The following is a 22404-nucleotide window of genomic DNA, read 5'->3' as shown; positions in this document are numbered from 1 at the left end:
TCCCGGGGGAGGCGCCCGACGCCCGGGCTGTCCTACCGTGGCGAGCGTGATCGAAGTCGCCCATCTCACCAAACGTTACGGTCCCAAGCTCGCCGTCGACGACGTCTCGTTCGTCGTGCGGCCGGGCAGCGTGACCGGCTTCCTCGGCCCCAACGGCGCCGGGAAGTCCACCACGATGCGCATGATCATGGGACTGGACCGGCCGAGCGCCGGCACCGCGACCGTGAACGGGAAGCCCTACACGGCCTTCCGCGACCCGCTCCGGCAGGTCGGCGCGCTGCTCGAGGCCAAGGCGGTCCACTCGGGCCGCAGTGCCTACAACCACCTGCTCTCGCTCGCGGCCACTCACGGCATCCCGAAGTCCCGCGTGCACGAGGTCATCGACATGACCGGGCTCGACTCCGTCGCCCGCAAGCGCGTCGGCGGCTTCTCGCTCGGCATGGGTCAGCGACTCGGGATCGCCGCGGCGCTGCTCGGTGACCCGAAGACCCTCATCCTCGACGAGCCGGTGAACGGCCTCGACCCCGACGGCGTGCTGTGGGTCAGGCAGCTCGCCCGCCGGATGGCCGCGGACGGCCGCACGGTCTTCCTCTCCAGCCACCTGATGAGCGAGATGGCGCAGACCGCTGACCGCGTGGTCGTCCTCGGCCGCGGCAAGGTCCTGGCGGACGCCCCCATCGCCGAGTTCGTCGCCGGTGGCGGGTTTGCCGACGGCCAGGGTGGTGGCAGTCGCGTCGTCGTGCGCACCCCGTCGCCCGACCAGCTCTTCGCCGCGATCGGCCAGGCGGCCACCGCGGTCACCCCGCGCGACGACGGCTCCTTCCTCGTGGTCGGTCCGGACGCCCCCACGGTCGGCACCATCGCCGCCCGGGCCGGCGTCGTGCTGCACGAGCTGACACCGATGGGCGCCAGCCTGGAAGAGGCGTACATGGCCCTCACCCGCGACGACGTCGAGTACCGATCGGAGGGCGTCCGATGAGCGCGCCGAACACCGCCCCCGCCCAGCAGCACCGGCACCGCGAGGCCTCCGTGCCGGACGGCGTCGGCCTGAGCTTCCCGCACCTGGTCCGCAGCGAGTGGATCAAGCTCCGCAGCATCCGGTCCACCGTCTGGTGCTACGCCATCCTGGTGCTGCTGACGATCGCGATGGCCGTGCTCCTCGGCGCGGTCGTCGACGCGGGCGCAGAACGCATGCCGCAGGACGCCGTCAACGGCGGCTTCGTCAACATCAACACCGTGAGCGTCTCGCTGACGGCACTGGTCGTCGGCGTGCTCGGCGTGCTCATCATCACGGGCGAGTACGGCACCGGGCAGGTCCGCTCCACGTTCACGGCCGACCCCGGCCGCACGGGTGTCATCCTCGCCAAGGCGTTCGTCCTCGCGCTCGCGACCTTCGTCGTCAGCGTCGTCTCGACGGGCATCGGCGTCGCCATCTCAGCCGGTCTGCAGGCCAGCAAGGACATCCATCCGGAGTTCGGCGACCCGGCCGTGTGGATGCCGATCCTCGGCGCGTCCGTCTACGTCACGCTGGTGGCGCTCTTCGCCTACGGCATCGGCCTGCTGGTCCGATCGAGCGCCGGTGGCATCGCCATCACGCTCGGGATCTTCCTGGTGCTCCCGGTGATCCTGTCGATCTTCGCGCAGCTGACCGAGGCCCAGTGGGTCGCCGACATCGCGACCCTGCTGCCGTCAGCCGCAGGCGCCGAGCTGTACGCGTACTCGTACGGGGGCGCGAGCGCGCAGACCGGTCTGGTGCTGAACGGCTGGGGCGGCTTCGCCGTCCTCGCGGGTGAGGTCGTCGTCATCGGCGCCGCCGCCATCGCGGTGGCGCGCTCGCGCGACGTCTGACCCAACCACCTCAGGACAGGAGGCCCCACTCGCCGGACGCGCGTGGAGCCTCCTGTCCGTCGTCGTGTCCCGGCCATACGCTCGACGACGGCCGTGCACCGCGGCAACGGACGACGAGGACGTACGCCATGACCCGACCACTCCGCTTCGACGGGACGACCATCGCCGACGCGGCGGGACTCGACGCCACCGAGCACGGGTGGCTCGTCGGCTCCGGCCCGGTCACCGTCACGCTCGACTCGGACGTCACGGACTTCCACCGGCAGGGCTGGACCTCGTGGTCGCCCTCGGGCTGGGCGCCGCTCGACGAGAGCCCCCTGCGGATCTGGGGTGACGACGAGCGCCGGCAGACCGCCGACGACGCCGCCAACGACACGCCGGACCGCCACGAGGGCAACGGCGTCGGCGCCGTCCGACTGGCCGACGGCCGCGTCCTGCTGCTCGGCGCCCTCGGCCTCGGGACCCCGCGCGTCGGGGCATCGCGCGTCGGAGCGTCGCACGGAGGGGCATCGCACGCCGAACTCAGCGGCACCGTCGAGCACGACGACGGCTCCGGGTGGTTCCTCGGCCTGGGGCCCGAGGACACGGTCTTCGCCCGGTACGCGGAGCTGCTCCGAGAACGCCTCGGCACCCCGAGCGCTCCCCCGGTCTCGACGCTCTGGTGCAGCTGGTACTCGTACTTCGAGGACATCGACGAACAGCTGATCACGACGGCCGTCGACGACCTCGGCACGCTGCCGATCGACGTCGTGCAGGTCGACGACGGCTGGGAGACGATCGTCGGCGACTGGCTGCCGAACGAGAAGTTCCCGTCCGGCATGGACGCCCTCGCCGAGCGACTGGCCGCCCGGGGTTCGCGCCCAGGGCTCTGGCTCGCCCCGCTCATCTGCCTGCCCGGTTCACGGACGGCCACCGAGCACCCCGAGTGGCTGGTGCAGGACCCGTCCGGCGGGCCGCTCGTCGCCGGGCACAACTGGGACTCGCACTACTTCGCCCTCGACACCACCCGCCCCGACGTGCAGGAGCACCTCGACACGGTGATCCGCCGGGTGGTCGGCTGGGGCTTCCGCTACCTCAAGCTCGACTTCATGTACGCCGGGGCCCTGCGTGGTGTCCGGCACCAGGACCTGCCGCGCGAGCGCGTCTGGCGGGACGCCGTCGAGCTCATCCGAGCGGCGGCCGGGCCCGACGTGTACCTGCTCGGCTGCGGCGTGCCGATGCTGCCGTCAATCGGGGTCTTCGACGGGGTCCGCGTCGGGCCCGACACGGCGTCGGACTGGACGTACCCGGCCTGCGTCGCCGACCCGAGCCACGAGGGCGGGCTCAACGGTGTCGCCGCATCGGTTCCGCGACTCTGGATGGGCGACCTGTACCAGGTCGACCCCGACGTCGCGTACTTCCGCTCCCGCGAGACCACGCTGACGCCGGAGCAGCGACAGACGATCGCGGACCTCGCCGTCGTGTCCGGCTTCCGGTCGACCTCCGACCCCGTCGCGTGGCTCGAGGCCCCCGAGCGGGAGGCGATGGAGCGCTTCCTCCGGCAGTCCCCCGTCGTCGAACGCCTCGGTGACGACCGGTTCCTGGTGGACGGCCGGACGGTGGACTTCGGTCCGGCGGTGCGCGAAGCGCGCGCCGGTCGCGAGCGGCTGACCGAGTCAGGGTCCCGCTCCGTCTGAGGTGACCAGCTGCGGACTGGAGGCTCGGTGCCGGCCCGCACCGAGCCTCCAGTCCGTCCGGGGTGCGTCAGTCGCCGAGCGGCCATGGATCGTCGCTGCGCGCCGACCCGTGCGACCGGTGGTGACCGCTCGTCAGACGTGAGCGGGGTGTTGCGACCGGTCAGGGGGCGTCGCGGGGGCGGCTCGCGGCGATGACGACGCCGAGCTGTTGGGCGAGCCGATCGACGCGGCCGTGGATCGCGTCGCGGGCCGCTGACCACGCGACGACGCCGCCGTCGGCCGCTCCGACGAACCAGTCCTGCACCTGGGTCCCGCGGGGCACGGGGCAGGTGTCGCGGCAGCCGATGCGGACGACGAGGTCGGCGTCCGCGAGGTCCTGCGGGTGGAGGCGGACCGGCGCAGCGTCGGGGTCGAGGTCGACGTGGTCGAGGTGCATGGCGGCCACGACCTCGGGGTCGATCCGAGACGCGGGGTCGAGCGCCCGCGCGGTGACCTCGACGTCCGCGGGCAGGAGCCGGCGGAGGTACGCCGCCGCGATCGGAGCGCGACCGGCACCGTGCGGGCTCACGACGACGAGCCGGTGGAAGCCGTCCCGCGGCAGGTCGATCTGTGCCCCCGGCGTGTGACCGGTCAGCACCCGGACCTGCCGGACGATCCCCACCACCACGCCGGCCCCGAACAGCGGTCCGCCGAGCAGGAGCAGCAGCCAGAGCGGGGCGTGGCGAGAACCGCCGCCGATGGTCGCGCCGAGGTCCCAGTCGACCGACGCGGCGATCCAGAGCATCGCGAGCACGAAGCCCGCGCTGCCAAGGGAGACCGCCCACGGGTGCCGGATGAGCCATGCCTGGGACCCAGGCCGTGGCCTGTCGTTCGTCACGCTGCGATCGTAGGGGTGGGGCGCGCCCGTCCGTCGGCGGCCCGGTGCGTCAGTGGTGCGTATGCTCGCTGCGGGACGACGGCGAAGGGGCCACTGATGCGCAGTGTGACCGACGGGGACGGACGGCTCGTCATGCGCGTTGCAGTGACACGGTTGGTGGTCGTCTCGGTCGTGGCGTTCGTCGTGACGAGTGTGCTCGCCGGCTTCCTCGTCGGACTGGGCTGGCGCTCCGTGGTCATCGGTGCCTCGGTGGCCGGGCTGGCCCTGATGATCACGGCGTTGACGCTGCGGGCGTCACTGGGAACGGGTTGGTCGAACGGCAGGCGGTTCGGTGACCAGGACGCTGTCCGCCGGATCCGGCGGGCGATCCGACGTGACTCGACCGACGACCTGTCGGCGGACGAACAGCTCGTCGCCGCCGACTACGCGTTCCAGTCCCGGGACGGCATCGTGCTGTCCGCCGTCCAGAGTGGAGGCCTCGGGGTGTCGATCGCGATGAACCAGCTCGCGCAGGTCATCGGCCACGGGGCCAACGTGTTCAGCAGCGGGCTCCTCGTCGCCGCAGTCGGGCTCGTCGTCGCGGCGGTCATCGTCGGCGTGGCGCAGCAACGGCAGACGCGGCGGTTCCTGGAGCACGACGAGCGGATCGGCCCCGTCCGGTTCTGACCCGCCGGTACGCTGCGGGCATGGACCTCAACCGTGACGCCGGCCGTGGCACGTGGCTGCTCGCGCGGGCCGGCGACGGCGACGGCGTCGGCGGCATCGCGGGGACGGGCTTCGCGGCGTACGCCCGGATCCTCCACCCACTGACCGCGGTGCTCGAGGACCGGTCGATCGCTGACGAGTACTGGGACCACCCGGTGCTCGACGAGGTGCGGTGGCGATGGGCGGACGTCGCCGCACGCACCGGGAGCGCGGTCTCCCCGAGCGTGACCTGGGCTGCCGCCAGCGGGCGCGACGACGAGTCCGACGTGCCGTTCCCGGACGGGTGGCGGGTGTCGCCGCCCGAGGAGGGCTGGTTCGACCCCGTGGTGCTCGCCGCGCTCACGGAACACCTCGGGCGTGCGACCTCGACGCCCGATGACCTCGTGGCCGGGTTCTGGGACGGCCAGAGCGACCTCAGCGGCGGCTCGACCATGGCGTTCGGATGGCAGAGTGCCGACACCCCGTCTGCCGAGGAACGCGTCGAACTCCGTGAGTACATGGCCGACCGCACTGCGGAGCACCGGCGAGCCCAGGACGCGATCACGTCGGCGTTGTCCGTGCCTCGGTTCGGCTGGCCCGGTCGGGACCTCATCCTCGCTGCGACCGACCTGCCGACGCTGGCCGATCCCACGTGGCTCGAGCACACTCGCCTCGGTCCCGTGGTTCCGCTGCAGCACACCCCGCAGCTGTTCTGGCCCGAGGACCACGCCTGGGTCATGGCATCGGAGATCGACTGGGACTCGACGATCGTCGCGGGGCCGCGGTCCCTGGTCGACGCCGTGCTGGCTGACGAGCGGTTCGAGGCGTTCGAGGTGGCCGAGGACAGCTCGCTGTCCTGACGGTCAGCCGAAGTGGTACCCGACCTGGGGACCCCAGACGACGTCCGCGACGGCGACCGCGAGGAATGCCGCGCTGAGCACGGCGACCACGATCAGCACGACGACGAACGGTCGGGTCAGCCGTGCTCGACGCCACCAGAGCAACGCGACGAAGGCGATGCCGAGGCCGGGGAAGACGAGGTTGCTGAGGACCTGCAGGACGACGGACAGACCGAGCAGTGCGGGGGCCACCCGTCGAGAGGGAGCCGTGTCGGCATCGGTCGTCATGGTCATCCGTGCTCCTCGGGTCGGGGCCGCTTGACGGAGCGGCGGTCAACCGTAGCGAGCGTCGGTGGAGGGCGTCCAGGACAGTGGCTTCCTCGCCGCTCGGTCCAAGGGACAGCTGCGGTGTGAGTGATCCGTGCGGAGTCGCCGTGCGGCCGTCGGGACTCCGTGAGGATCGGCAGTGTGCACCGCCGGGGACGGCATCGTGACGGACGTGACACTCACCACGATCATGCCGACGCTGCGGGCGTCGATCCCCGAACCGCTGGAACCGTCCCTCTGGCCGGCGCGCACCGTTGCCACCACGGCGGACGTCTGCATCGCCGCGATCTCGATGGCGCGGCTCGCGGACGTCGTCGGGACGCCGTGCGTCCACACCGCGGAGCAGGCACCGCCCCGGTACCGACCGCGGGACTGGCAGCCGCGCGACGTGAGCGTGGCCGTGGCGTCGGTGCTGCGCGTCCGCCGGCCGCTGTCCGGGGTGGTGCTCGTCGAACTCGACGCCGTCCTGCCGCAGAGCGCCGTGCTGGACCAGGTGCGGCTCATCGGTCGGGCGAGCACCGCCCCGGCGACGCAGACGTACGTCGTGAGTCCGTGCGACGGGTTCGCCGACGGGCCGTTCCACCGGCTGCCGGCACCGCTGCCGGCGGACGTGCACGAGGGCGACCTGCTCTGCTTCCCCTGCCTCGTGGCACTGCGACACCGGGACGTCGCACACGCGCCGGTCGCGACTCCGGTCCGCGCCGAGGTCGGCGGCATCCGCGCCGTCGAGGTCGGACGCCTCGGGACCGGCGAGGACCACCGATGAGCGCGACCACCGCACACCACACCCCGCTGTCCCACGGCGTGCACCGGTGGGGCCGGTACACGGAACACCCCGTCAGCCGGACGATGTGGAGCAGCAGGACCCTCGTGGTGTTCGCCCCGGGGACCACCGTTCGGGACGCCGTGCTCCTGCGTGCCTGGCACGTGTGGCCGGTGCTCGGCGCGGTGGTGGCCGTCGTGGTCATGCTCACGCTCGGTCATCCGCGCGGCCTCGGGCTCGCCGCAGCCGCCGGGGTCTACGCCCTCGGCTTCGGCGTCCTCGGCGCCGCGACCAGGCGCACCAGGCCACAGGTCCGGTCACTCACGACCACGGTGTTCCACGGCAACGGCCGCCCCGAGGTGCACGGCGACGTCCGACTCCTCGAAGCCTCGCTCGACGCACTCCTGCTCGTCGAACGCGCTCGTCGCGCGGGGGACGTCGACCGGGTCGGCTTCGAGGTCGTCTGGGCCGAGGTGTGGACAGCGCTGCCGCCTCGGTAGCCGTCGCGGGACCGAGGACGGACTACTCCATCGTGGATTCGCTTCCCGGAGTGCGTCGTACTCCTGTGCGCCGAGACGTCCGCGCCGCCGGACCGACTCGGTCAGTGATCGTGCAGTGACGCTGTGGCGCCGGTCACCAACGTGCGATGCCCTGTCAGGGCACCGGTACGGAGACCGCATCGGAGCACCATGGACCTCATGGCACGCATCTTGGTCACGGGCTCCACCGACGGGCTCGGACGAGCGACCGCGGAGACCCTGCTCCGTCAGGGGCACGACGTCATCGTCCACGCACGTTCCCATCGCCGCGCCGAGGCGGTGTCGGATCTGACCAGGCTCGGCGCTGACCTCGTCGTGGCGGACTTCGCCGACCGGGACGAGGTGCTCGCCGCCGCGCAGCGGATGCAGGCCGAGCCACCGGTCGACGGCGTCGTCCACAACGCGGGCGTCATCTCCGGCGCTGCGGTGATCCCGGTGAACGTGGTGGCGCCGTACCTGCTCACGGCCGTGCTGACGAGCGCGAGCCGGCACGTCTACCTCAGCAGCAGCATGCATCGCGGCGGCAGAGCCCGTGTCGCCGGCGTGGACTGGTCGGGCGGCTCGGCCTCGAGCAGCTACTCGGACAGCAAGCTCCTCGTCACCGCACTCGCTGCCGCGGTCGCGACTCGGTGGCCGTCCGTGCAGGCGAACGCGGTCGATCCGGGCTGGGTGCCGACGAAGATGGGCGGCGCGGGAGCACCGGACGACCTGGAGCTGGGCCACCGCACGCAGGAGCGCCTGATCGGTGATCCCGACACGATGGTCAGCGGCGGGTACTGGTTCCACGATCGGCAGCAGGATCCGCACCCGTCCGTGCGCGATCCGCAGTTCCAGGACGAGCTGCTGCTCGCCCTCGGGGCAGCGACCGGCGTCGCGTTCCCCGGTCGTTGATCAGTCGGCGTCGACGTCCGCAGTCGCACCGGTCGGAGCAGCCGCCCACGACGCCAGCAACGCGAGCCGCTCCGCGGTCGGTGTGCCGGGTTCCGCGGTGTAGACCATCAGGACCGTGCCGGGGTCGGCTGTGATCATCAGCTCCTCGTAGAACAGCACCAGTTCACCCACGTCCGGATGGTGGAAGCGCTTGGTCCCGGAGCCGTGGGAGCGCACGTCGTGCGCACTCCACAGACGTCGGAACACCTCGCTGCGGGTGGAGAGTTCACCGACGAGTTCCTGCAGCTCGGTGTCGTGCGGGTCTCGTCCGGCTTCGGCGCGCATCACGGCGACGCACATCTCGGAGAACAGGTCCCAGTCGGGGTAGAAGTCCCGCGATGCCGGGTCGAGGAACTGGAACCGTGCGAGGTTGGGGATGCCGGATCCGTCGCCGATGACGGAGGTGTAGAAGGCCTTCGCGAGCTGGTTCGTGGCGAGGAGGTTCTGCCGTTGGTCACGGACGACCGCGATCCCGTCGTGGATCGTGCCGAGGACCTGCTGGATGCTCTGCCGTTGTGCAGCGCGTGGGGAGCGTCGACCCCGGGGCCGAGACGCGAGTGTGTTCCCGTCGGCCGCTCGCGCGAGGTCGAAGAGATGGCTCCGCTCGGGTTCTGACAGCTGAAGCGCACGGGCGAGGGCCTCCAGCACCGCCGTGGACGCCCCGGCGACCTGTCCGCGTTCGATGCGTCCGTAGTACTCCACGCTCAGCCCGGCCAGCGCGGCGACTTCGCCACGACGAAGGCCCGCCACTCGGCGGCGGCCACCACCGGGCAGGCCAGCCTGCTCCGGTGTGAGTCGGGCGCGCCGCGACATCAGGAACTCGCGCACTTCCGTCTTGTTGTCCACGCCGTCAGGGTACGGCGGCCTCACGCTCCGGAGACGTTCCCTCTCGAGGCACGTCTCAGCAGGGCGTTCCATCCGCGGCGATGCAGTGGTGTCGTGGTTGCTGAGGCCAGTGCCGCGCTGGCGTCCGCCCAACGACCCCTGTCAGGAGTACCCGATGGCTCTTCCCCGGCTGACGTTCCCGTTGACCGCGGGCACGTTCCTGATGGGGACCTCGGAGTTCGTCGTCGCCGGGCTCCTCCCCGACCTCGCCCGCACCTTCGGCGTCTCGGTCGGCCATGCCGGGCTCGCGATCACGGTCTTCGCGATCGGGATGGTCGTGGGCCCACCGATCGTCACGCTCGCAACGCTTCGGGTCTCCCGCCGGGCGGTGCTCATCGCGGCGTTGCTGACGTTCGCCGCGGGACAGGTCCTCGCAGCGAGCGTCCCGGTCTTCGCGGTCTTCCTCGCCGCTCGGTTCCTCACGGCCCTCGCGACGGGTGCGTTCTGGGCGATCGCTTCCGTTGTCGCGGCCAAGGCCGCTGGCCCCGCCGCCGCAGCCCGAACACTCGGCGTCGTCATCGGCGGCGGCAACATCGCCAACGTCCTCGGTGTCCCGCTCGGTGCTCTCGCAGGCCTGCTCGTGGGATGGCAGACCGTGTTCTGGGCGCTCGCGCTCCTGGCCCTCGTCCTCGCTCTCCCGATCTGGAGGCTCGTGGATCCGTCCGCTGGGACGACGCACGTTTCGCTCCGTGCTGAGTTCCGTGGGCTGCGGTCCGCAGAGCTCTGGTTGGTCCTGGCCACCACCGCCTGCATCACCGGCGGCGTGCTGTCCACCTACGGGTACATCAGCCCACTCCTCACCGACCGCGCCGACCTCCCCGAGACCGCCGTGCCGATCGCACTCGTCGTCTTCGGCGCCGGGTCCGTGGTGGGCAGCATCCTCGGCGGCCGCGCCGGCGACCGCAGGCCCTTCGGTGTCTCGCTCGGGTTCGGTGTCGTGACGCTGGTGGCGACGATCGCGATCGCGGTGACGTCGACGAACCCCACACTCGTGCTGATCAGCTTCGGGGTCCTCGGCCTGGTCGGCTTCTCGGCCAACCCGATCCTCGTCGCCCTCGCCACCAGGCTGGGAGGGGATGCACCGAACCTCACCACCGCGATGCCGACCAGCACCTTCAACCTCGGCACTGCCATCGGGACCGGGATCGCCGCAACAGCACTGCAGGGGCCGCTCGGACCGCTCGGCCCAGTCACCGTCGGCATCGTCGCCGCCGCGCTCATGCTCGTCCCGCTCAGCATCCTCGCGCTGCACGTCCGCGCCGCCGTGGTGCCCGACACGACTCCGTCCCGCGTCGACGCGCCCGGCTGATGACCCGAGCACCCTCACGCGGTGTGCGTCGGTTGCGAGCGGAGGCCTCTGCACCGTGGACCGCACCGCACCGCACCGCACCGTGCCGGAGGCTCGCCCCCCCCCGCAGGCAGTGACCCGCGACCACCCATCCGAGGAAGGAACACTCATGCCCGAACAAGCACGTCAGATCGGCGGCGGCCGCCGCACCCTCGGCGACTTCGCCCCGAAGCTCGCCGGACTCACCGACGACGTCCTCTTCGACGACGTCTGGAACCGCCCCGACCTGTCCACCCGTGACCGCAGCCTCATCACCGTCGCCGTCCTCGCCGCCGGCGGCGACCTCGCTCAGCTCGAGTTCCACGTCGGCCGCGCCGTCGAGAACGGGGTCACCCGAACCGAACTCATCGAAGCGATCACGCACGTGACGTTCTACGCCGGCTGGCCGAAGGGCATGGGAGCGATGGGTGTCGCCAAGCGGGTCCTCGGGACCGAGAAGGAAGAGGACCGATGAACATCGAACCGACCAACCCGACCACCAGGAACCCGCCGGAGCAGTTCGCTGGCGACGTGTAGCCCCCTCCGACACGACCCTCACACCCTCACACCACGCGCGATCGGCTCCGGCCGACTCGCAGGGAAGGACCCATCCATGAAGGCCACACTCATGTACGGCGCCGGCGACGTCCGCGTCGAGAACGTCGCCGACCCCGTCATCCAGCACTCCACCGAGGCCCTCGTCCGTGTGACGTACGCCTGCGTCTGTGGGTCGGACCTGCACCCGTACCACGACCTGGAGGAGACCTCCGAGGGACGTCGGATGGGGCACGAAGCGATCGGCGTCGTCGAGCAGATCGGCGCCGACGTCGCGACACTCTCCGTCGGCGACACCGTCATCGTGCCCTTCGCCTGGTCCGACAACACCTGCGCGTACTGCCGCGACGGGATCACCACCTCATGCATCCACGGCGGCTTCTTCGACGGTGCACCATCCGCCACGCAGGCGGAGAAGCTGATCGTCCCCGAAGCCGACGGAACTGCCGTCAAGATCCCCGCGGGCACCGACGAGTCGTACATGCCGTCCCTGTTGACCCTCTCCGACGTCTACCTGACCGGCTACCACGCCGCCATCCGCGGCGACGTCGGTCCGGGCAAGACCGTCACCGTCATCGGTGACGGCGCCGTGGGTCTCTCGGCCGTCCTCGCATCGAAGCAGCTCGGTGCCGAGATCATCATCCTGATGGGACGCCACACCGATCGCACCGACCTCGGCCGAGAGTTCGGCGCGACCCACGTCATCGCGGAACGCGGCGATGAGGGTGTTGCGAAGGTGATGGAACTCACCGACGGCGAGGGGTCCCACGTCGTCCTCGAGGCCGTCGGGCACATGCCCGCCTACGAACAGGCCGTCGGCATCGTCCGCCCCGGAGGAACCATCAGCCGCGTCGGAGTGCCCCAGTACGAAGAAGCCGCCGTGGGCATGAGCTCCCTGTTCGGGAAGAACGCCACCCTCACCGGCGGCCCCGCGGCCATCCGCGCCTACCTCGAAGCCGCCATCCCACAGGTCCTCGACGGCACCATCGACCCCGGACGCGTCTTCGACCGCGAGATGCCCCTCGACGCGATCGCGGACGCCTACAAGCTGATGGACGACCGCAAAGCCCTCAAGGTCCTGATCCGACCGTAGCGTTCGCATCCCCTCTCTCCTTCCGAGGGCGGCGTTCCGCGTGCCGCCCTCGGAAGGACCGACGCGTCTCGAGACGACCGGTACTGTGCCATCGCGGTCACTTGACTGCTCGAATCGGGGGTGCTGACCATGTCCGACGCAATCGAGGCGCAGCTCGACGCGATCTTCGCCGCCCGGAACCGCGAGGACATGGGCCCGACCATCGACGCGCTGCTTCCCATCCACGCCAAGCACCCGGAAGACCCTCGGGTCCTCTACGAGCTCGGTGGTGCGTACGACACGGCGGGAGACGAGGCGACGGCGCTCGACTTCTACGAGCGAGCGATGGAGCGAGGACTCGCCGGAGACGTCCGACGCCGCTGCTGGCTCCAGTACGGGAGCACCCTCCGGAACCTCGGCCGGATCGACGACTCACTCCAGGCTTTCGCGCGGGCACGGGCGGAGTTCCCTGACTCGGTCGCCCTCGGAGCCTTCGAAGCCCTGACGTTCCACGCCGATGGCCGGCCGAACACCGCCCTCGCCAGCCTTCTCGTGCTCCTCGCAGAGAACGTCCACGCTCCGGAGCTCGACCGGTACAAGCCGGCCCTGCGCGGCAACGCCGACTTCCTCGCCTCGTTGGACGCCGGAGACGCCGCCGGTCACTCGGAAGCCGGACAGGGGCTCCGCTGACGGGCAACTGTCGATCTCATCGCGGCCCGCGCCGCTTGGCTGAGACACGGCGTCTCAGCACACGAACACACTGAGACACCGGTGTCTCGTCGAAACGCCTCGAAGTCGTCGAGACACCGCGGGAAACGGCGGCGTCTCGAGGGCATCACGGCGTCTCGCACTGACGCCGGTGTCTCACCCCGCCCGCACACCCAGACACCGGCGTCCCAGCAAGCCCGCACACCGAGACGCCGGTGTCTTACCAAACCCACACGCTGAGCGCCGGTGTCTTGCACCAGACACCGGTGTCTTGCGCACACGCCCCTCACGCCGACGCCGAACGACCACCCGCACCACCCGCATGGTGCCGCCCGATCGGGACCATCAGCGGGGACCCCGACACCGGGTCCGTCGTGATCACGCTCTCGAGCCCGAACACCCGGCGCACAGTCTCCTCGGTGAGCACCGCGGCGGGCGCTCCCGCAGCACACACGGTGCCGTCGGCCAGTGCGACCAGGTGGTCCGCGTACCGCGCCGCGAGGTTCAGGTCGTGCAGCACCATCACGACGGTGGTCCCGTTGCGGAGGTTGAGGTCACGCAGCAGGTCGAGCACCTCGACCTGGTGTGCCACGTCGAGGAAGGTGGTGGGCTCGTCGAGCAGCAGCACGTCGGTCTCCTGCGCGAGCGCCATCGCGATCCAGACGCGCTGCCGCTGCCCGCCGGAGAGCTCGTCGACGTTGCGGTCCGCCAGGTCGGCGGTGCCGGTGACGTCGAGGGCGGTCCCCACGGCGTCGTCGTCCGCCTGGCTCCACCGCTGGAACGCCCGCTGGTGCGGGTGCCGTCCGCGACCGACCAGATCGGCGACGGAGATGCCCTCCGGGACGATCGGCGACTGCGGCAGCAGCCCGAGCGTCCGGGCGAGTTCGCGCGCGGGTGTCTGGTGCACGGCGCGGCCGTCGAGCAGCACCTGCCCGCCGGCGGGGCGGAGCAGCCGGGACATCGAGCGCAGCAGGGTCGACTTGCCGCAGGCGTTCGCGCCGACGATCGCGGTGATGCGGCCGGTGGGGAGCTCCAGCGACAGGTCGTCGATCACGGTCCGGTCGTCGTAGGCGAGGGTGAGGCCGGTCGTGCGGAGGTCGTGGGCGGTGGTCACAGCGAGGTCCCCCTGCGGTTGGTGCGGATGATGAGCCAGACGAGGTACGGCGAGCCGAGCACCCCGGTCACGACGCCGACCGGGTACCGGACCCCGAGCGCGTTCTGCCCGACCAGGTCCGCGAGCAGCACGAGTGCGGCGCCCACGAGCCCGGCGGGCACGAGCGGCGACGTCCCGGCACCGACGAGCCGTGCGGCGATGGGCCCCGACAGGAACGCGACGAAGGCGATCGGCCCGGACGCCGCGGTCGCGAACGCCACCAGGCCGACGGCCGCGACGATCACGAGCACCCTGGTGCGTTCCACGCGGACGCCCTGCGCGGATGCCGCGTCGTCACCGAGCCGCAGCCCGGCGAGCCCACGCCCCTGTCCGAGGAGCACGGGTCCCAGGACCGCGAGGGCGACGACGGTCGGGAGCACAGCCTCCCAGTCGGCGCCGTTGAGACTGCCGGTCAGCCACCGCGTCGCCTCCTGGAGGTCCCACTGGGCCGCGCGCGACAGCACGTACGCCGTCACGGACTCCAGCATCGCGGCCACCCCGATGCCGATCAGGATGAGCCGCGTGCCGGCGACCCCGTCCCGGTACGCCAGCAGGTAGACGACCAGGGCGACGCCGAGGGCGGCGACGATGGCGAAGGCCGAGACGGCCGCACCGGCCAGGCCGAGCGTGATGATCGCGAAGGCGGCCGCGGCGCTCGCACCGGAGCTGATGCCGATGACGTCGGGGCTGGCGAGCGGGTTGCGGAGCATCGTCTGGATCGCTACGCCGGCGAGCCCGAAGCAGAACCCGGTGACGGCGCCGAGCACGGCCCGCGGCAGGCGCAGACGGCCCACGGTGAACGAGGCACCGGGGACGTCGTGGCCGGTGACGACGGCGACGACGTCGGGGACCGAGTACCAGCGCTCGCCGACGACGAGGGTCGCGGTGAACGCGACGAGGACCACGGCGGCGAGCACGCCGATGACCACGCCGGCGCGCACCGCACGCCGACGACGGATGCGGCGGACGGTCGCCGCGGTGCTGCCCGGCGCCGGGGTGCCGGGGACGTCCTGTCGGACGGCGTCGAGGTGCTGATGGGCCTCCACCGACACAGGACCGCCCGGCTGCTGCGCGCTCACAGGGACCGGACCTTCCGCCGGCGGATGATCGCGATGAACACCGGCGCACCGACGATCGCGGTGATGATGCCCACGTCGATCTCCTCGGGTCGGGCGACGACCCGGCCGAGCACGTCCGCCGCGACGAGCAGCACGGCTCCCCCGACGGCGGAGAACGGCAGCAGCCAGCGGTGGTCGGTGCCGACGAGCAGCCGGTACGCGTGCGGGACGACGAGTCCGACGAACCCGATCGGGCCGGCGACGGCCGTGCTCGCGCCGCACAGCAGCACGGCGCCCGTCGCGGCGAGACCGCGGGTCAGGGCGACGCGCTCGCCGAGGCCGGCGGCGAGGTCGTCACCGAGTGCCAGCGTGTTCAGGCCCTTCGCGGTCGCGGCGCAGAGCAGCGCCCCGGCGGCCAGGAACGGCAGCACCTGCAGGATCCGGTCGGCGGTGGCTCCACCGACGCCGCCGATCTGCCACGACCGCACGCCCTCGGCGATGTCGCCGCGGGGCAGCGAGACGGCGATGACGAGCGACGCGAAGGCGGCGGACGACGCCGCACCGGCCAGGGCGAGCTTGAGCGGGGTGGCTCCCCCACGGCCGAGTGAGCCGACGACGTACACGAAGACGGCGGCGACCGCCGCTCCGGCGACGGCCACCCACATGGTCGCGACCGCGGCGGAGAGCCCGAACCACGCCATCCCGGTGACCACCGCGAGCGAGGCGCCGGCGTTGACGCCGAGGATCCCCGGGTCGGCCAGCGGGTTGCGGGTCACGCCCTGCATGACGGTGCCGGCGATCGCCAGGGAGGCTCCGATCACCACCGCGAGCAGGGTGCGTGGCAGACGCACCGCCACCGCGGCCTCCCCCACGGTCCGCGACGAGCCCGTCAGCCCGGCGAGCACCTCGTCCGCGCTGACGGCGCGGGCGCCGACGGTCACGGAGAGCAGGACGAGGCCCGCCAGCACGGCGAGGCTGACGACGAACCACACCGGTCGCGCCGAGGGGCGCGACCGGTGCGGTGTCGTCGTGACGAGGGCGGTCACCTACGAGGCGTCGGCGGAGTCCGCGTCCGCCTTGTCGGCGGCGTCGGCCAGCATCTGCACGTAGTCCTCGAGGACCCACGAGATCGCGAGGGGCGTCGGGTTCGCGGCGGTGCCGATCGGGTCGTCCGAGGGCAGGGCCACGATGGCGTTGTTCGCGACCGCGGGCATCTTCGACAGGAGCGGGTCGGACTCGAGCGTCGTGACCAGGCTGTCGTCCCCGTACGTGACGATCATGTCGACGTCGTCGAAGGTGTCGACCTTCTCGGCGCTGATGGTCTTGGAGAACTCCTTGCCCTTCGAGGCCTCGGCGATCGACTCGGGGGCCTCGAGGCCGAGGTCCTCGAAGAACAGCGCGCGGGTGTCCTTCGTCGTGTAGAAGCTGACCTCGCTCAGGTCGCTCGTGTCGACGTGGGTGAGGAACATCGTGGACTTGCCCTCGAGCTGCGGGTGCTTGGCGACGGCGGCCTCGATGTCGTCCTCGATGCCGTCGACCAGGTCGTCGCCCCGGTCCTCGAGCCCGAGCGCCTCGCTGCTCATCTCGATGGACTCGCGCCAGTTGGTCGCCCAGGCGGCCTCGGGGTACGCGACCGTCGGGGCGATCTCGCTGAGGGTCTCGTAGTCGTCCTTCGTCAGGCCGGAGTACGGGGCGAGGATGACGTCGGGGTTCGTGTCGGCGACCGCCTCGAAGTCGATGCCGTCGGTCTCGTCGAACAGGACCGGGGTCTTCGCGTCGAGCTCCTCGAGCTTGTCCGCGACCCACGGCAGCACGCCGTCGCCGTCGTCGTCCCCGAAGTCGGCCCGGGCCATGCCGACGGGCACGATGCCGAGCGCGAGCGGCACCTCCTGGTTCTCCCACTGCACCGTCGCGACGCGCTTCGGCTCCGCGTCGATCGTGGTCGTGCCGAGCGCGTGCTCGATCGTCACCGGGAAGGCGCCGTCGGCGGACGCGGACGAGGTGCCCTCGGCGGCGGGGGTGGTCGAGCTGCAGGCGGCGGTGAGCAGCACGGCGACGGCGGCGGCCGCGACGGCGACGGGACGGAGTGGGCGCACGGGAGGGTCCTTCCTGGGCGCGGTCGAGTGACCGGGCAGGGGTGTGGTGGCGGCCGCGGCACGGGCTGCGGCGTCGGCTCGGTGGGACAGGTGGTCCCGACGGCGGGCGACGGATCGCTCCGGCTGCCGGGCAAGGCAAGCCTAACCTAACAACGGGTCACTCTGTACAGCCCCACAGCAGATCACTGTCCGTGATCCGTCGCTGCGGAGCGTTCTGCCCAGGAGGACGCGAGTTCAGTGGGGCCGGTCTGCGCGGATGCACCGCGCGACGTCGGAGGAACCACATGCTGTCCTTGATCTACTCCAGCGTCGCGACGAGCGTCCTCGAGCCCCGGGAGCTCACCGCGCTGCTGGCACAGAGCCGTGCGTCGAACGAGCAGACCGGCATCACCGGCATGCTGCTGTACCGGAACGGCTACTTCCTGCAGGTGCTCGAGGGCCCCGACGCCGTGGTCCGACGCAAGATGCAGACGATCCGGGACGACGCCCGCCACACGAAGGTCTCGGTGCTGCTGGAGGACGTCATCGAGGACCGCCAGTTCCCGGAGTGGACGATGGGCTTCCCCGCGGAGGACGAGCTCGAGGACGTGCCCGGCTACCGCGCGACCTTCGACGACCTCGACGCGCACGAGGGCGACGCCGTCTCGTCGGTGCCAGCGCTCCGCGCACTCGTCGGCTGGTTCCAGGCGCGCGCGTCCTGACGATCCCGGCGCGCCGAGGTCGTCAGCGGTAGAGCTCCGTCCGGGCCAGCACGGCGAAGTCACGGAGCAGGTCCACCTCGACGGACAGCTCGTTCCTGGGCGTGGGGTCGAAGACGCACACCGCCCCGACCCGGACACCGTCGAGGGTCTCGATCGGGTACCCGGCGTAGAAGCGGATCGCGTTGCGCGGCAGGCCCCCGGCGTCGTGCCAGGCGTCGCCGACGACCATCGGCCCCGGTCCGGTCACCGTCGTCCTGCAGAACGAGTCCTCGAGCGCGGTGTCCCCGGACGCGTTCCAGGTGCCCGACTTGGTCCACTGGCGACCTTCCGGGAGGAAGTTGATCGCCGCCCCTCGGGTCCGGAACAACCGGCGCATCCCGTCGACGATGCGGTCGAAGCGTTCCTCGCCCGGGGTGTCGATGATCCCGAGGCGGTCCAGGGCCTCGTACCGCCGCTGCTCGTCCTGCGGTCCCTCGCGGTGCCCCTGCGGGCTGTCCGCGCGTGCGCGCTGCTCCGCCAGGACCGCGTGCAGGACCTCGATCACCCTCGGGCGGGCACCCGGCCCGCCGTCGACCGCGAGCGCGACGATCCCGGGGCCGGACGCCTGGACGGCCGCAGCGAGGAAGCCCCGCTCGGCTCCGGCCGGGAGCGCCACCACGACGACCGCTGCGCGGTCGATGCCCGGCCGGACCGCGTCGATCACGGCCGTGACACCGAGGACGACGTGCGACGGCGCCCGGCCCAGCACCGCGGCGTCCGGGACGGCGAGGAGCACGACGTCGTACGTCGACGTGTCCAGCCCGAGGCCGGCATCCACGCCGCCCGGCCCCGACGACGACCAGGGCACCACGGTGACGTCAGCGCCCCGCCCGGTGCTCGCTGCGAGGTCGTCCGCAATGACCCGGGCTCCGGTCGACCGTCCGACGCCGGGCGGGAGCAGTGCGTCCCCGAGCACCAGCACGCGGTCCGGGTCGAGCCCGCTCGCGGACGCGGTCGTGGGTGACGGGGTTCCGTCCGTGTCCATCGGTCCTCCGTTCCCCCGAGGAGCGGCTGGGAGCACCTGCCGTGACCTCGGCCGTCTCCCTGTCGAGACAGCAGCCCCGCTGCTCGACGTCGGTTGAACTCGAGACGGTGCGGGATGCCCGTCAGGATACGCGAACGACGACGACAGGACGGGACGGTGACAGAACGACACGACGACCCCGGCCCCGGCCCCGGCCCCAGGCCCGGGCCGTAGGCTCGCGACCACCAGGACCACGACGACCGGAGGAACGATGGACGACCTGCACCACGTCCGAGCACTGATCACCGGCGGGACCTCGGGTCTGTGGCGCGCCATGGCCGAGGGACTCGTCGAGGCCGGCGCCCGGGTCGCGGTCACGGGCCGGTCGGGCGATCGTGTCGCCGAGAGCGCGTCGGCGATCGGCGCCGACACCGTCGGCATCGTGATGGACAGCCGCGACGACGCCTCGGTCGTCTCCGGGACCGCGGCCGCGTGGGAGGCGCTCGGCGGCATCGACCTGCTGGTGAACAACGCCGGCATCGGCATGCGCACGGTCAACCCGGACTTCATGACGACGCCGCTGGGCTTCTGGGACGTCACACCCGACGGGTTCCGCGCCGTCGTGGACACGAACCTGACGGGCTACTTCCTGGTCGCGCGTGCGGTGGTCCCCCGGATGCTCGCCGCCGGCAGCGGCCGCGTCGTCACGATCAGCATGAACCACGGCACGATGAACCGTCGCGGGTTCGTCCCGTACGGTCCGTCGCGCGCCGGCTCAGAGGCCTTCGCGCGGATCGTGGCAGCGGACCTGGCGGACACCCCGGTCCGGGCGAACATCCTGCTGCCGGGCGGCGCGACGGCGACGGGGATGCTCGACGGCGCGGCGCAGCCCGCCGGGCTGACGGTGCTCTCCCCCGACGCCATGCGGGAGCCAATCCGCTGGCTCGCGTCCGATGACGCCGCCGACGTGCACGACGAACGGATCGTCGCGACCGAGTTCGCGGACTGGTTGGCCGCGCGACGCGGGTGACCACCGGACGGGAGGCTCCCCACCAGCTGGCACCGAGCCTCCCGTCCGGCAGTCCGGCAGTCCCGCCGTCCGGTCGTCCGTCGCGCCCGTGGGAGGATCGATCGGGATCGGCGGGATGCACGTGACCACAGGGGACAGGACCGTCGAGTCGTCCGAGGACGACGGCAGCACGAGCGAGCAGCGCGCTGGGCGCGCCGCCTGGCTGGTCGTTCCGGCCGTCGCGGCGGGGCTGTGGCTGCTGAGCGGAGCCCTGGCGGTCGCCGTCACCTGGAACGGGGTGCTGCCGAACAGCGTCAACGCGGTCCTGCCGCTGACCCTGCCGTTCTCACCCGTGGTGCACCCCTGGTCCTGGAGCCTGACCACGACCGTGCTCGCTGCGCTCGTCGTCGCCCTCGTCGTGCGGCTCGTGGTCCCGCTGACCGACCGGGCGAGTGACCGGTCCGTGCGGGTCGCGCTCGCCTGGTTCGCCGTGGTCCTGGGCGGGGCCGCGGCGGGTCTCGCCGTCGACCTCGCGACGATCGTCGGCGTGCTGCCGGCTCCACGGCTCCGCATGCTGCTCGACGGTCTGGGAGCCAACGCGACCGTCGGTGCCTGGTGGGGCGTGGTGCAGGGCTGGCTGCCGGCACTCGTGGTCCTGCGACGGTCGGCCGTCCCGGTTCCCCTGTCGGCGCTGCGTGACACTGACGATCCGGGTCCGAGAACTCCCGCGCGGACTCGGCGTGGCGTCCTCGTGGCGGTCGCCGTCGTCGCGGCCGCAGCCGTCGTGACCACGGGCGCCCTCGGACAGCGCGCGGCGCGGGTGAGCTCGGCACAGGAGGCCGCCCGGGCGGAGGGGGCCGACCCCGAGCAGGGCGCACTGCCCGACCCGTACGCCGCGGGCACGCCCGTCCCGACGCGTGCCCCGGCCGGTGACGCGGACCGCGACCCGTCGTGGTGCACCGAGGACCAGGCGATGCTGCTGCTCGGCGACCCAGGAGCCGCGACGGGGCACCGCAGCCAGACGATCCGCTTCGTGAACCACTCCGACGCACCCTGCGTCGTCGAGGGCTACCCCGACGTGGCGTTCGCGGACCAGAACGGCAACGAGCTCGCGGTGACCGTCGAGCACGGCGGCTCGTTCCTGGCCGAGGACCCTGGGTCCACTCAGTTCGAGCTCCCCGCCGGAGCGTCGGCCGTCACGACCCTCGGCTGGGACGCCGGCGCGACCTCGGACGCGCTCGTCGCACGCACCATGTACGCCGCGCCCTTCCCCACCGACGAGCGGGGCTCGTGGCCGGTCGAGTACGACGTCGTCACGGGATCGGTCGTCCACGTGACCGCCTGGGCACTCGAAGCGACGGCGCCCACGACCGCACCCTGAGCAGCGGGGAGCCTCCGGCCCGTCTCGTCCCGGTCCGGGTGACGAACGCGTCGTTCCCGGTGCGCGCGGTCCGGCGTCCTCAGCCGGCCACGGCCTCGATCACGTAGCGGCGTTCGATCCCGGCGGTGGCCCGTCCCCACTCGCTGCCTGCGACACGGTGCTGGTGCCGTTCGAACGCGTCCTGGTCCGTGAACCGCTCCGCCACCGACCGGACGAGCGCGTCGTCGGTCTCGAGGACGTCGAAGGCGATGCACCCGGCCTCGGCCCGGGTCAGACGGACGTGGTCCGGCAGGTGGCGTCGCACGGTGTCCGCCTCGTCCTCGGTCGCGCAGACGAGGCGCCCGGAGCACCGGACCTCGGCGGCGGGGTGCGGCTCAGGCATCGGGGTGCAGGCTCGTGTCCGCCGGTCCGGTCCGCCACCCGGTGAAGTGGACGGTGAGGTCATCCCGCGAGGGGGCGCAGCACATCGGCCCCGCGGTGACGACGGCGTCCGGGTCCAGCGGCGCGACGCGCACCAGGCGCCACGGCTCGTCGTCCACCCGGGCACGGACGGTCAGCGCGTCGCCGGAGCGGCTGGCGCGGACCGTGACGACCCGGTCGTGCCACCCGGGGACGGGCGAGAGCGACCAGTCGGAGACACCCCGGGTGACGACTGCACCGAGGCTGTCCTCGCCGTCGCTGCGTTCCACACCGGTCTTGATCCAGGTGCTTTCGTCGACCTTCACGAAGACGCCGGCCTGGTCGAACTGGGCGGAGAAGTCAAGGAGGAACGACACCTCCACCGCGGTGTCCTGCTCGAACGGGACGAGGAGGGCGTGCTCGGTGTCGTGGACGAAGCCGTAGGAGGTGATCCGCCAGGCGTCGCTCTCCTCGACGGCGGTGACGTGCATCCCGTCGTCGGCGATCTCCACGTGCGCGGGCGCGGTCGTCCAGGTGCCGGAGTTCCAGTCGATGTCGGTCATGGTCCCGAACG

Annotated in this window: 25 protein-coding genes; 15 read left to right on the top strand and 10 right to left on the bottom strand. The window is 72.1% G+C overall.

Going from position 1 to position 22404, the window contains the following annotated elements:
- Window positions 1-46 precede the first annotated feature (46 nt).
- The 3 genes from OXR63_RS08660 (at window position 47) to OXR63_RS08650 (ending at window position 3524) form a co-directional block, all read left to right on the top strand.
- Window positions 47-979 carry an ABC transporter ATP-binding protein gene (locus OXR63_RS08660; RefSeq protein WP_267421981.1) on the top strand — a complete coding sequence of 311 codons (933 nt, stop codon included), beginning with the start codon at window positions 47-49 and terminating at the stop codon, window positions 977-979.
- A complete protein-coding gene (locus OXR63_RS08655; protein WP_267421980.1) occupies window positions 976-1848 on the top strand; it encodes an ABC transporter permease in 873 nt (290 codons plus the stop codon). Before OXR63_RS08660 ends, OXR63_RS08655 begins: the two co-directional genes overlap by 4 nt.
- Window positions 1849-1976: 128 nt before the next feature.
- Window positions 1977-3524: a glycoside hydrolase family 36 protein gene (locus OXR63_RS08650; protein WP_267421979.1), complete on the top strand. Its 1548-nt coding sequence runs from the start codon at window positions 1977-1979 to the stop codon at window positions 3522-3524.
- Between the two features lie 160 nt (window positions 3525-3684).
- On the opposite strand, the gene OXR63_RS08645 is transcribed toward OXR63_RS08650, so the two are convergent.
- The gene (locus OXR63_RS08645) at window positions 3685-4401 is read right to left on the bottom strand and encodes a hypothetical protein (RefSeq protein ID WP_267421978.1); all 717 of its coding nucleotides are present in this window, start codon (window positions 4399-4401) and stop codon (window positions 3685-3687) included.
- Window positions 4402-4497: 96 nt separating this feature from the next.
- Between OXR63_RS08645 and OXR63_RS08640 the strand changes: the two genes are divergently transcribed.
- Together OXR63_RS08640 and OXR63_RS08635 are read left to right on the top strand one after the other, a co-directional pair.
- Window positions 4498-5067, top strand: a complete 570-nt coding sequence (locus OXR63_RS08640) for a hypothetical protein (RefSeq protein WP_267421977.1) — start codon at window positions 4498-4500, stop codon at window positions 5065-5067.
- Window positions 5068-5087: 20 nt separating this feature from the next.
- Window positions 5088-5945, top strand: coding sequence for a hypothetical protein (locus OXR63_RS08635; protein WP_267421976.1), 858 nt, complete (start codon window positions 5088-5090; stop codon window positions 5943-5945).
- Between the two features lie 3 nt (window positions 5946-5948).
- Here the strand turns inward: OXR63_RS08635 and OXR63_RS08630 are convergent, their stop codons facing one another.
- Entirely contained in the window at window positions 5949-6218 is a 270-nt protein-coding gene (locus tag OXR63_RS08630; protein WP_267421974.1) for a hypothetical protein, read from the bottom strand.
- A gap of 205 nt (window positions 6219-6423) precedes the next feature.
- Between OXR63_RS08630 and OXR63_RS08625 the strand changes: the two genes are divergently transcribed.
- From OXR63_RS08625 to OXR63_RS08615, 3 genes are all read left to right on the top strand, one after another.
- Complete coding sequence (locus tag OXR63_RS08625) at window positions 6424-7017, top strand: hypothetical protein (RefSeq protein WP_267421972.1); 594 nt, start codon at window positions 6424-6426, stop codon at window positions 7015-7017.
- Window positions 7014-7514, top strand: a complete 501-nt coding sequence (locus OXR63_RS08620; protein WP_267421970.1) for a DUF6611 family protein — start codon at window positions 7014-7016, stop codon at window positions 7512-7514. Before OXR63_RS08625 ends, OXR63_RS08620 begins: the two co-directional genes overlap by 4 nt.
- A gap of 198 nt (window positions 7515-7712) precedes the next feature.
- Complete coding sequence (locus tag OXR63_RS08615) at window positions 7713-8444, top strand: SDR family NAD(P)-dependent oxidoreductase (RefSeq protein WP_267421969.1); 732 nt, start codon at window positions 7713-7715, stop codon at window positions 8442-8444.
- Here OXR63_RS08615 and OXR63_RS08610 read toward each other — a convergent pair whose 3' ends face one another.
- The gene (locus OXR63_RS08610; RefSeq protein ID WP_267421967.1) at window positions 8445-9329 is read right to left on the bottom strand and encodes a helix-turn-helix transcriptional regulator; all 885 of its coding nucleotides are present in this window, start codon (window positions 9327-9329) and stop codon (window positions 8445-8447) included. It lies immediately after the preceding gene.
- Window positions 9330-9483: 154 nt separating this feature from the next.
- Here OXR63_RS08610 and OXR63_RS08605 point away from each other — a divergent pair, with 154 nt between their 5' ends.
- From OXR63_RS08605 to OXR63_RS08590, 4 genes are all read left to right on the top strand, one after another.
- Complete coding sequence (locus OXR63_RS08605; RefSeq protein ID WP_267421965.1) at window positions 9484-10677, top strand: MFS transporter; 1194 nt, start codon at window positions 9484-9486, stop codon at window positions 10675-10677.
- Window positions 10678-10825: 148 nt separating this feature from the next.
- The gene (locus OXR63_RS08600) at window positions 10826-11170 is read left to right on the top strand and encodes a carboxymuconolactone decarboxylase family protein (RefSeq protein ID WP_267421964.1); all 345 of its coding nucleotides are present in this window, start codon (window positions 10826-10828) and stop codon (window positions 11168-11170) included.
- 138 nt (window positions 11171-11308) lie between these two features.
- Window positions 11309-12343 carry a zinc-binding dehydrogenase gene (locus tag OXR63_RS08595; RefSeq protein ID WP_267421963.1) on the top strand — a complete coding sequence of 345 codons (1035 nt, stop codon included), beginning with the start codon at window positions 11309-11311 and terminating at the stop codon, window positions 12341-12343.
- A gap of 129 nt (window positions 12344-12472) precedes the next feature.
- On the top strand, window positions 12473-13012 hold the full coding sequence (locus OXR63_RS08590) for a tetratricopeptide repeat protein (protein ID WP_267421962.1): 540 nt from the start codon (window positions 12473-12475) through the stop codon (window positions 13010-13012).
- A gap of 304 nt (window positions 13013-13316) precedes the next feature.
- Here the strand turns inward: OXR63_RS08590 and OXR63_RS08585 are convergent, their stop codons facing one another.
- From OXR63_RS08585 to OXR63_RS08570, 4 genes are all read right to left on the bottom strand, one after another.
- Entirely contained in the window at window positions 13317-14144 is an 828-nt protein-coding gene (locus OXR63_RS08585) for an ABC transporter ATP-binding protein (protein ID WP_267421960.1), read from the bottom strand.
- Window positions 14141-15142 carry a FecCD family ABC transporter permease gene (locus tag OXR63_RS08580; protein ID WP_374116102.1) on the bottom strand — a complete coding sequence of 334 codons (1002 nt, stop codon included), beginning with the start codon at window positions 15140-15142 and terminating at the stop codon, window positions 14141-14143. The genes OXR63_RS08585 and OXR63_RS08580 overlap by 4 nt, the downstream gene beginning before the upstream one ends.
- Before the next feature lie 116 nt (window positions 15143-15258).
- Window positions 15259-16287, bottom strand: coding sequence for a FecCD family ABC transporter permease (locus tag OXR63_RS08575; RefSeq protein WP_267421959.1), 1029 nt, complete (start codon window positions 16285-16287; stop codon window positions 15259-15261).
- Complete coding sequence (locus OXR63_RS08570; protein ID WP_267421957.1) at window positions 16288-17337, bottom strand: iron-siderophore ABC transporter substrate-binding protein; 1050 nt, start codon at window positions 17335-17337, stop codon at window positions 16288-16290. It abuts the gene before it with no gap.
- A 284-nt stretch (window positions 17338-17621) separates the two neighbouring features.
- Here OXR63_RS08570 and OXR63_RS08565 point away from each other — a divergent pair, with 284 nt between their 5' ends.
- Window positions 17622-18038 (top strand): BLUF domain-containing protein, encoded by a 417-nt coding sequence (locus OXR63_RS08565; protein WP_267421955.1) that lies wholly within the window; start codon window positions 17622-17624, stop codon window positions 18036-18038.
- A 22-nt stretch (window positions 18039-18060) separates the two neighbouring features.
- Here OXR63_RS08565 and OXR63_RS08560 read toward each other — a convergent pair whose 3' ends face one another.
- A complete protein-coding gene (locus OXR63_RS08560) occupies window positions 18061-19062 on the bottom strand; it encodes a GAF domain-containing protein (RefSeq protein WP_267421953.1) in 1002 nt (333 codons plus the stop codon).
- A 250-nt stretch (window positions 19063-19312) separates the two neighbouring features.
- Here OXR63_RS08560 and OXR63_RS08555 point away from each other — a divergent pair, with 250 nt between their 5' ends.
- Both OXR63_RS08555 and OXR63_RS08550 read left to right on the top strand, forming a co-directional pair.
- Complete coding sequence (locus OXR63_RS08555; protein WP_267421951.1) at window positions 19313-20071, top strand: SDR family NAD(P)-dependent oxidoreductase; 759 nt, start codon at window positions 19313-19315, stop codon at window positions 20069-20071.
- A gap of 115 nt (window positions 20072-20186) precedes the next feature.
- Window positions 20187-21431, top strand: coding sequence for a DUF4232 domain-containing protein (locus OXR63_RS08550; protein ID WP_267421948.1), 1245 nt, complete (start codon window positions 20187-20189; stop codon window positions 21429-21431).
- A 79-nt stretch (window positions 21432-21510) separates the two neighbouring features.
- On the opposite strand, the gene OXR63_RS08545 is transcribed toward OXR63_RS08550, so the two are convergent.
- Both OXR63_RS08545 and OXR63_RS08540 read right to left on the bottom strand, forming a co-directional pair.
- A complete protein-coding gene (locus OXR63_RS08545) occupies window positions 21511-21813 on the bottom strand; it encodes a putative quinol monooxygenase (protein ID WP_267421946.1) in 303 nt (100 codons plus the stop codon).
- A complete protein-coding gene (locus tag OXR63_RS08540) occupies window positions 21806-22393 on the bottom strand; it encodes a DUF1349 domain-containing protein (RefSeq protein WP_267421944.1) in 588 nt (195 codons plus the stop codon). Before OXR63_RS08540 ends, OXR63_RS08545 begins: the two co-directional genes overlap by 8 nt.
- Window positions 22394-22404: the final 11 nt, after the last annotated feature.

Source organism: Curtobacterium sp. GC_Cur_3 (genome assembly GCF_026544205.1).
Lineage (GTDB): Bacteria > Actinomycetota > Actinomycetes > Actinomycetales > Microbacteriaceae > Curtobacterium.
The sequence above is the reverse complement of the archived record's forward strand: the minus strand, read 5'-3'. Positions and strand labels throughout refer to the sequence as shown.

Excerpts from the sequence above, each read along its gene's own strand:
- OXR63_RS08655 (WP_267421980.1), top strand. The coding sequence starts at position 976 with ATGAGCGCGCCGAACACCGCCCCCGCCCAGCAGCACCGGCACCGCGAG.
- OXR63_RS08650 (WP_267421979.1), top strand. The coding sequence starts at position 1,977 with ATGACCCGACCACTCCGCTTCGACGGGACGACCATCGCCGACGCGGCG.
- OXR63_RS08640 (WP_267421977.1), top strand. The coding sequence starts at position 4,498 with ATGCGCAGTGTGACCGACGGGGACGGACGGCTCGTCATGCGCGTTGCA.
- OXR63_RS08635 (WP_267421976.1), top strand. The coding sequence starts at position 5,088 with ATGGACCTCAACCGTGACGCCGGCCGTGGCACGTGGCTGCTCGCGCGG.
- OXR63_RS08630 (WP_267421974.1), bottom strand. The coding sequence starts at position 6,218 with ATGACCATGACGACCGATGCCGACACGGCTCCCTCTCGACGGGTGGCC.
- OXR63_RS08620 (WP_267421970.1), top strand. The coding sequence starts at position 7,014 with ATGAGCGCGACCACCGCACACCACACCCCGCTGTCCCACGGCGTGCAC.
- OXR63_RS08615 (WP_267421969.1), top strand. The coding sequence starts at position 7,713 with ATGGCACGCATCTTGGTCACGGGCTCCACCGACGGGCTCGGACGAGCG.
- OXR63_RS08605 (WP_267421965.1), top strand. The coding sequence starts at position 9,484 with ATGGCTCTTCCCCGGCTGACGTTCCCGTTGACCGCGGGCACGTTCCTG.
- OXR63_RS08600 (WP_267421964.1), top strand. The coding sequence starts at position 10,826 with ATGCCCGAACAAGCACGTCAGATCGGCGGCGGCCGCCGCACCCTCGGC.
- OXR63_RS08595 (WP_267421963.1), top strand. The coding sequence starts at position 11,309 with ATGAAGGCCACACTCATGTACGGCGCCGGCGACGTCCGCGTCGAGAAC.
- OXR63_RS08590 (WP_267421962.1), top strand. The coding sequence starts at position 12,473 with ATGTCCGACGCAATCGAGGCGCAGCTCGACGCGATCTTCGCCGCCCGG.
- OXR63_RS08565 (WP_267421955.1), top strand. The coding sequence starts at position 17,622 with ATGCTGTCCTTGATCTACTCCAGCGTCGCGACGAGCGTCCTCGAGCCC.
- OXR63_RS08560 (WP_267421953.1), bottom strand. The coding sequence starts at position 19,062 with ATGGACACGGACGGAACCCCGTCACCCACGACCGCGTCCGCGAGCGGG.
- OXR63_RS08555 (WP_267421951.1), top strand. The coding sequence starts at position 19,313 with ATGGACGACCTGCACCACGTCCGAGCACTGATCACCGGCGGGACCTCG.
- OXR63_RS08550 (WP_267421948.1), top strand. The coding sequence starts at position 20,187 with ATGCACGTGACCACAGGGGACAGGACCGTCGAGTCGTCCGAGGACGAC.
- OXR63_RS08545 (WP_267421946.1), bottom strand. The coding sequence starts at position 21,813 with ATGCCTGAGCCGCACCCCGCCGCCGAGGTCCGGTGCTCCGGGCGCCTC.
- OXR63_RS08540 (WP_267421944.1), bottom strand. The coding sequence starts at position 22,393 with ATGACCGACATCGACTGGAACTCCGGCACCTGGACGACCGCGCCCGCG.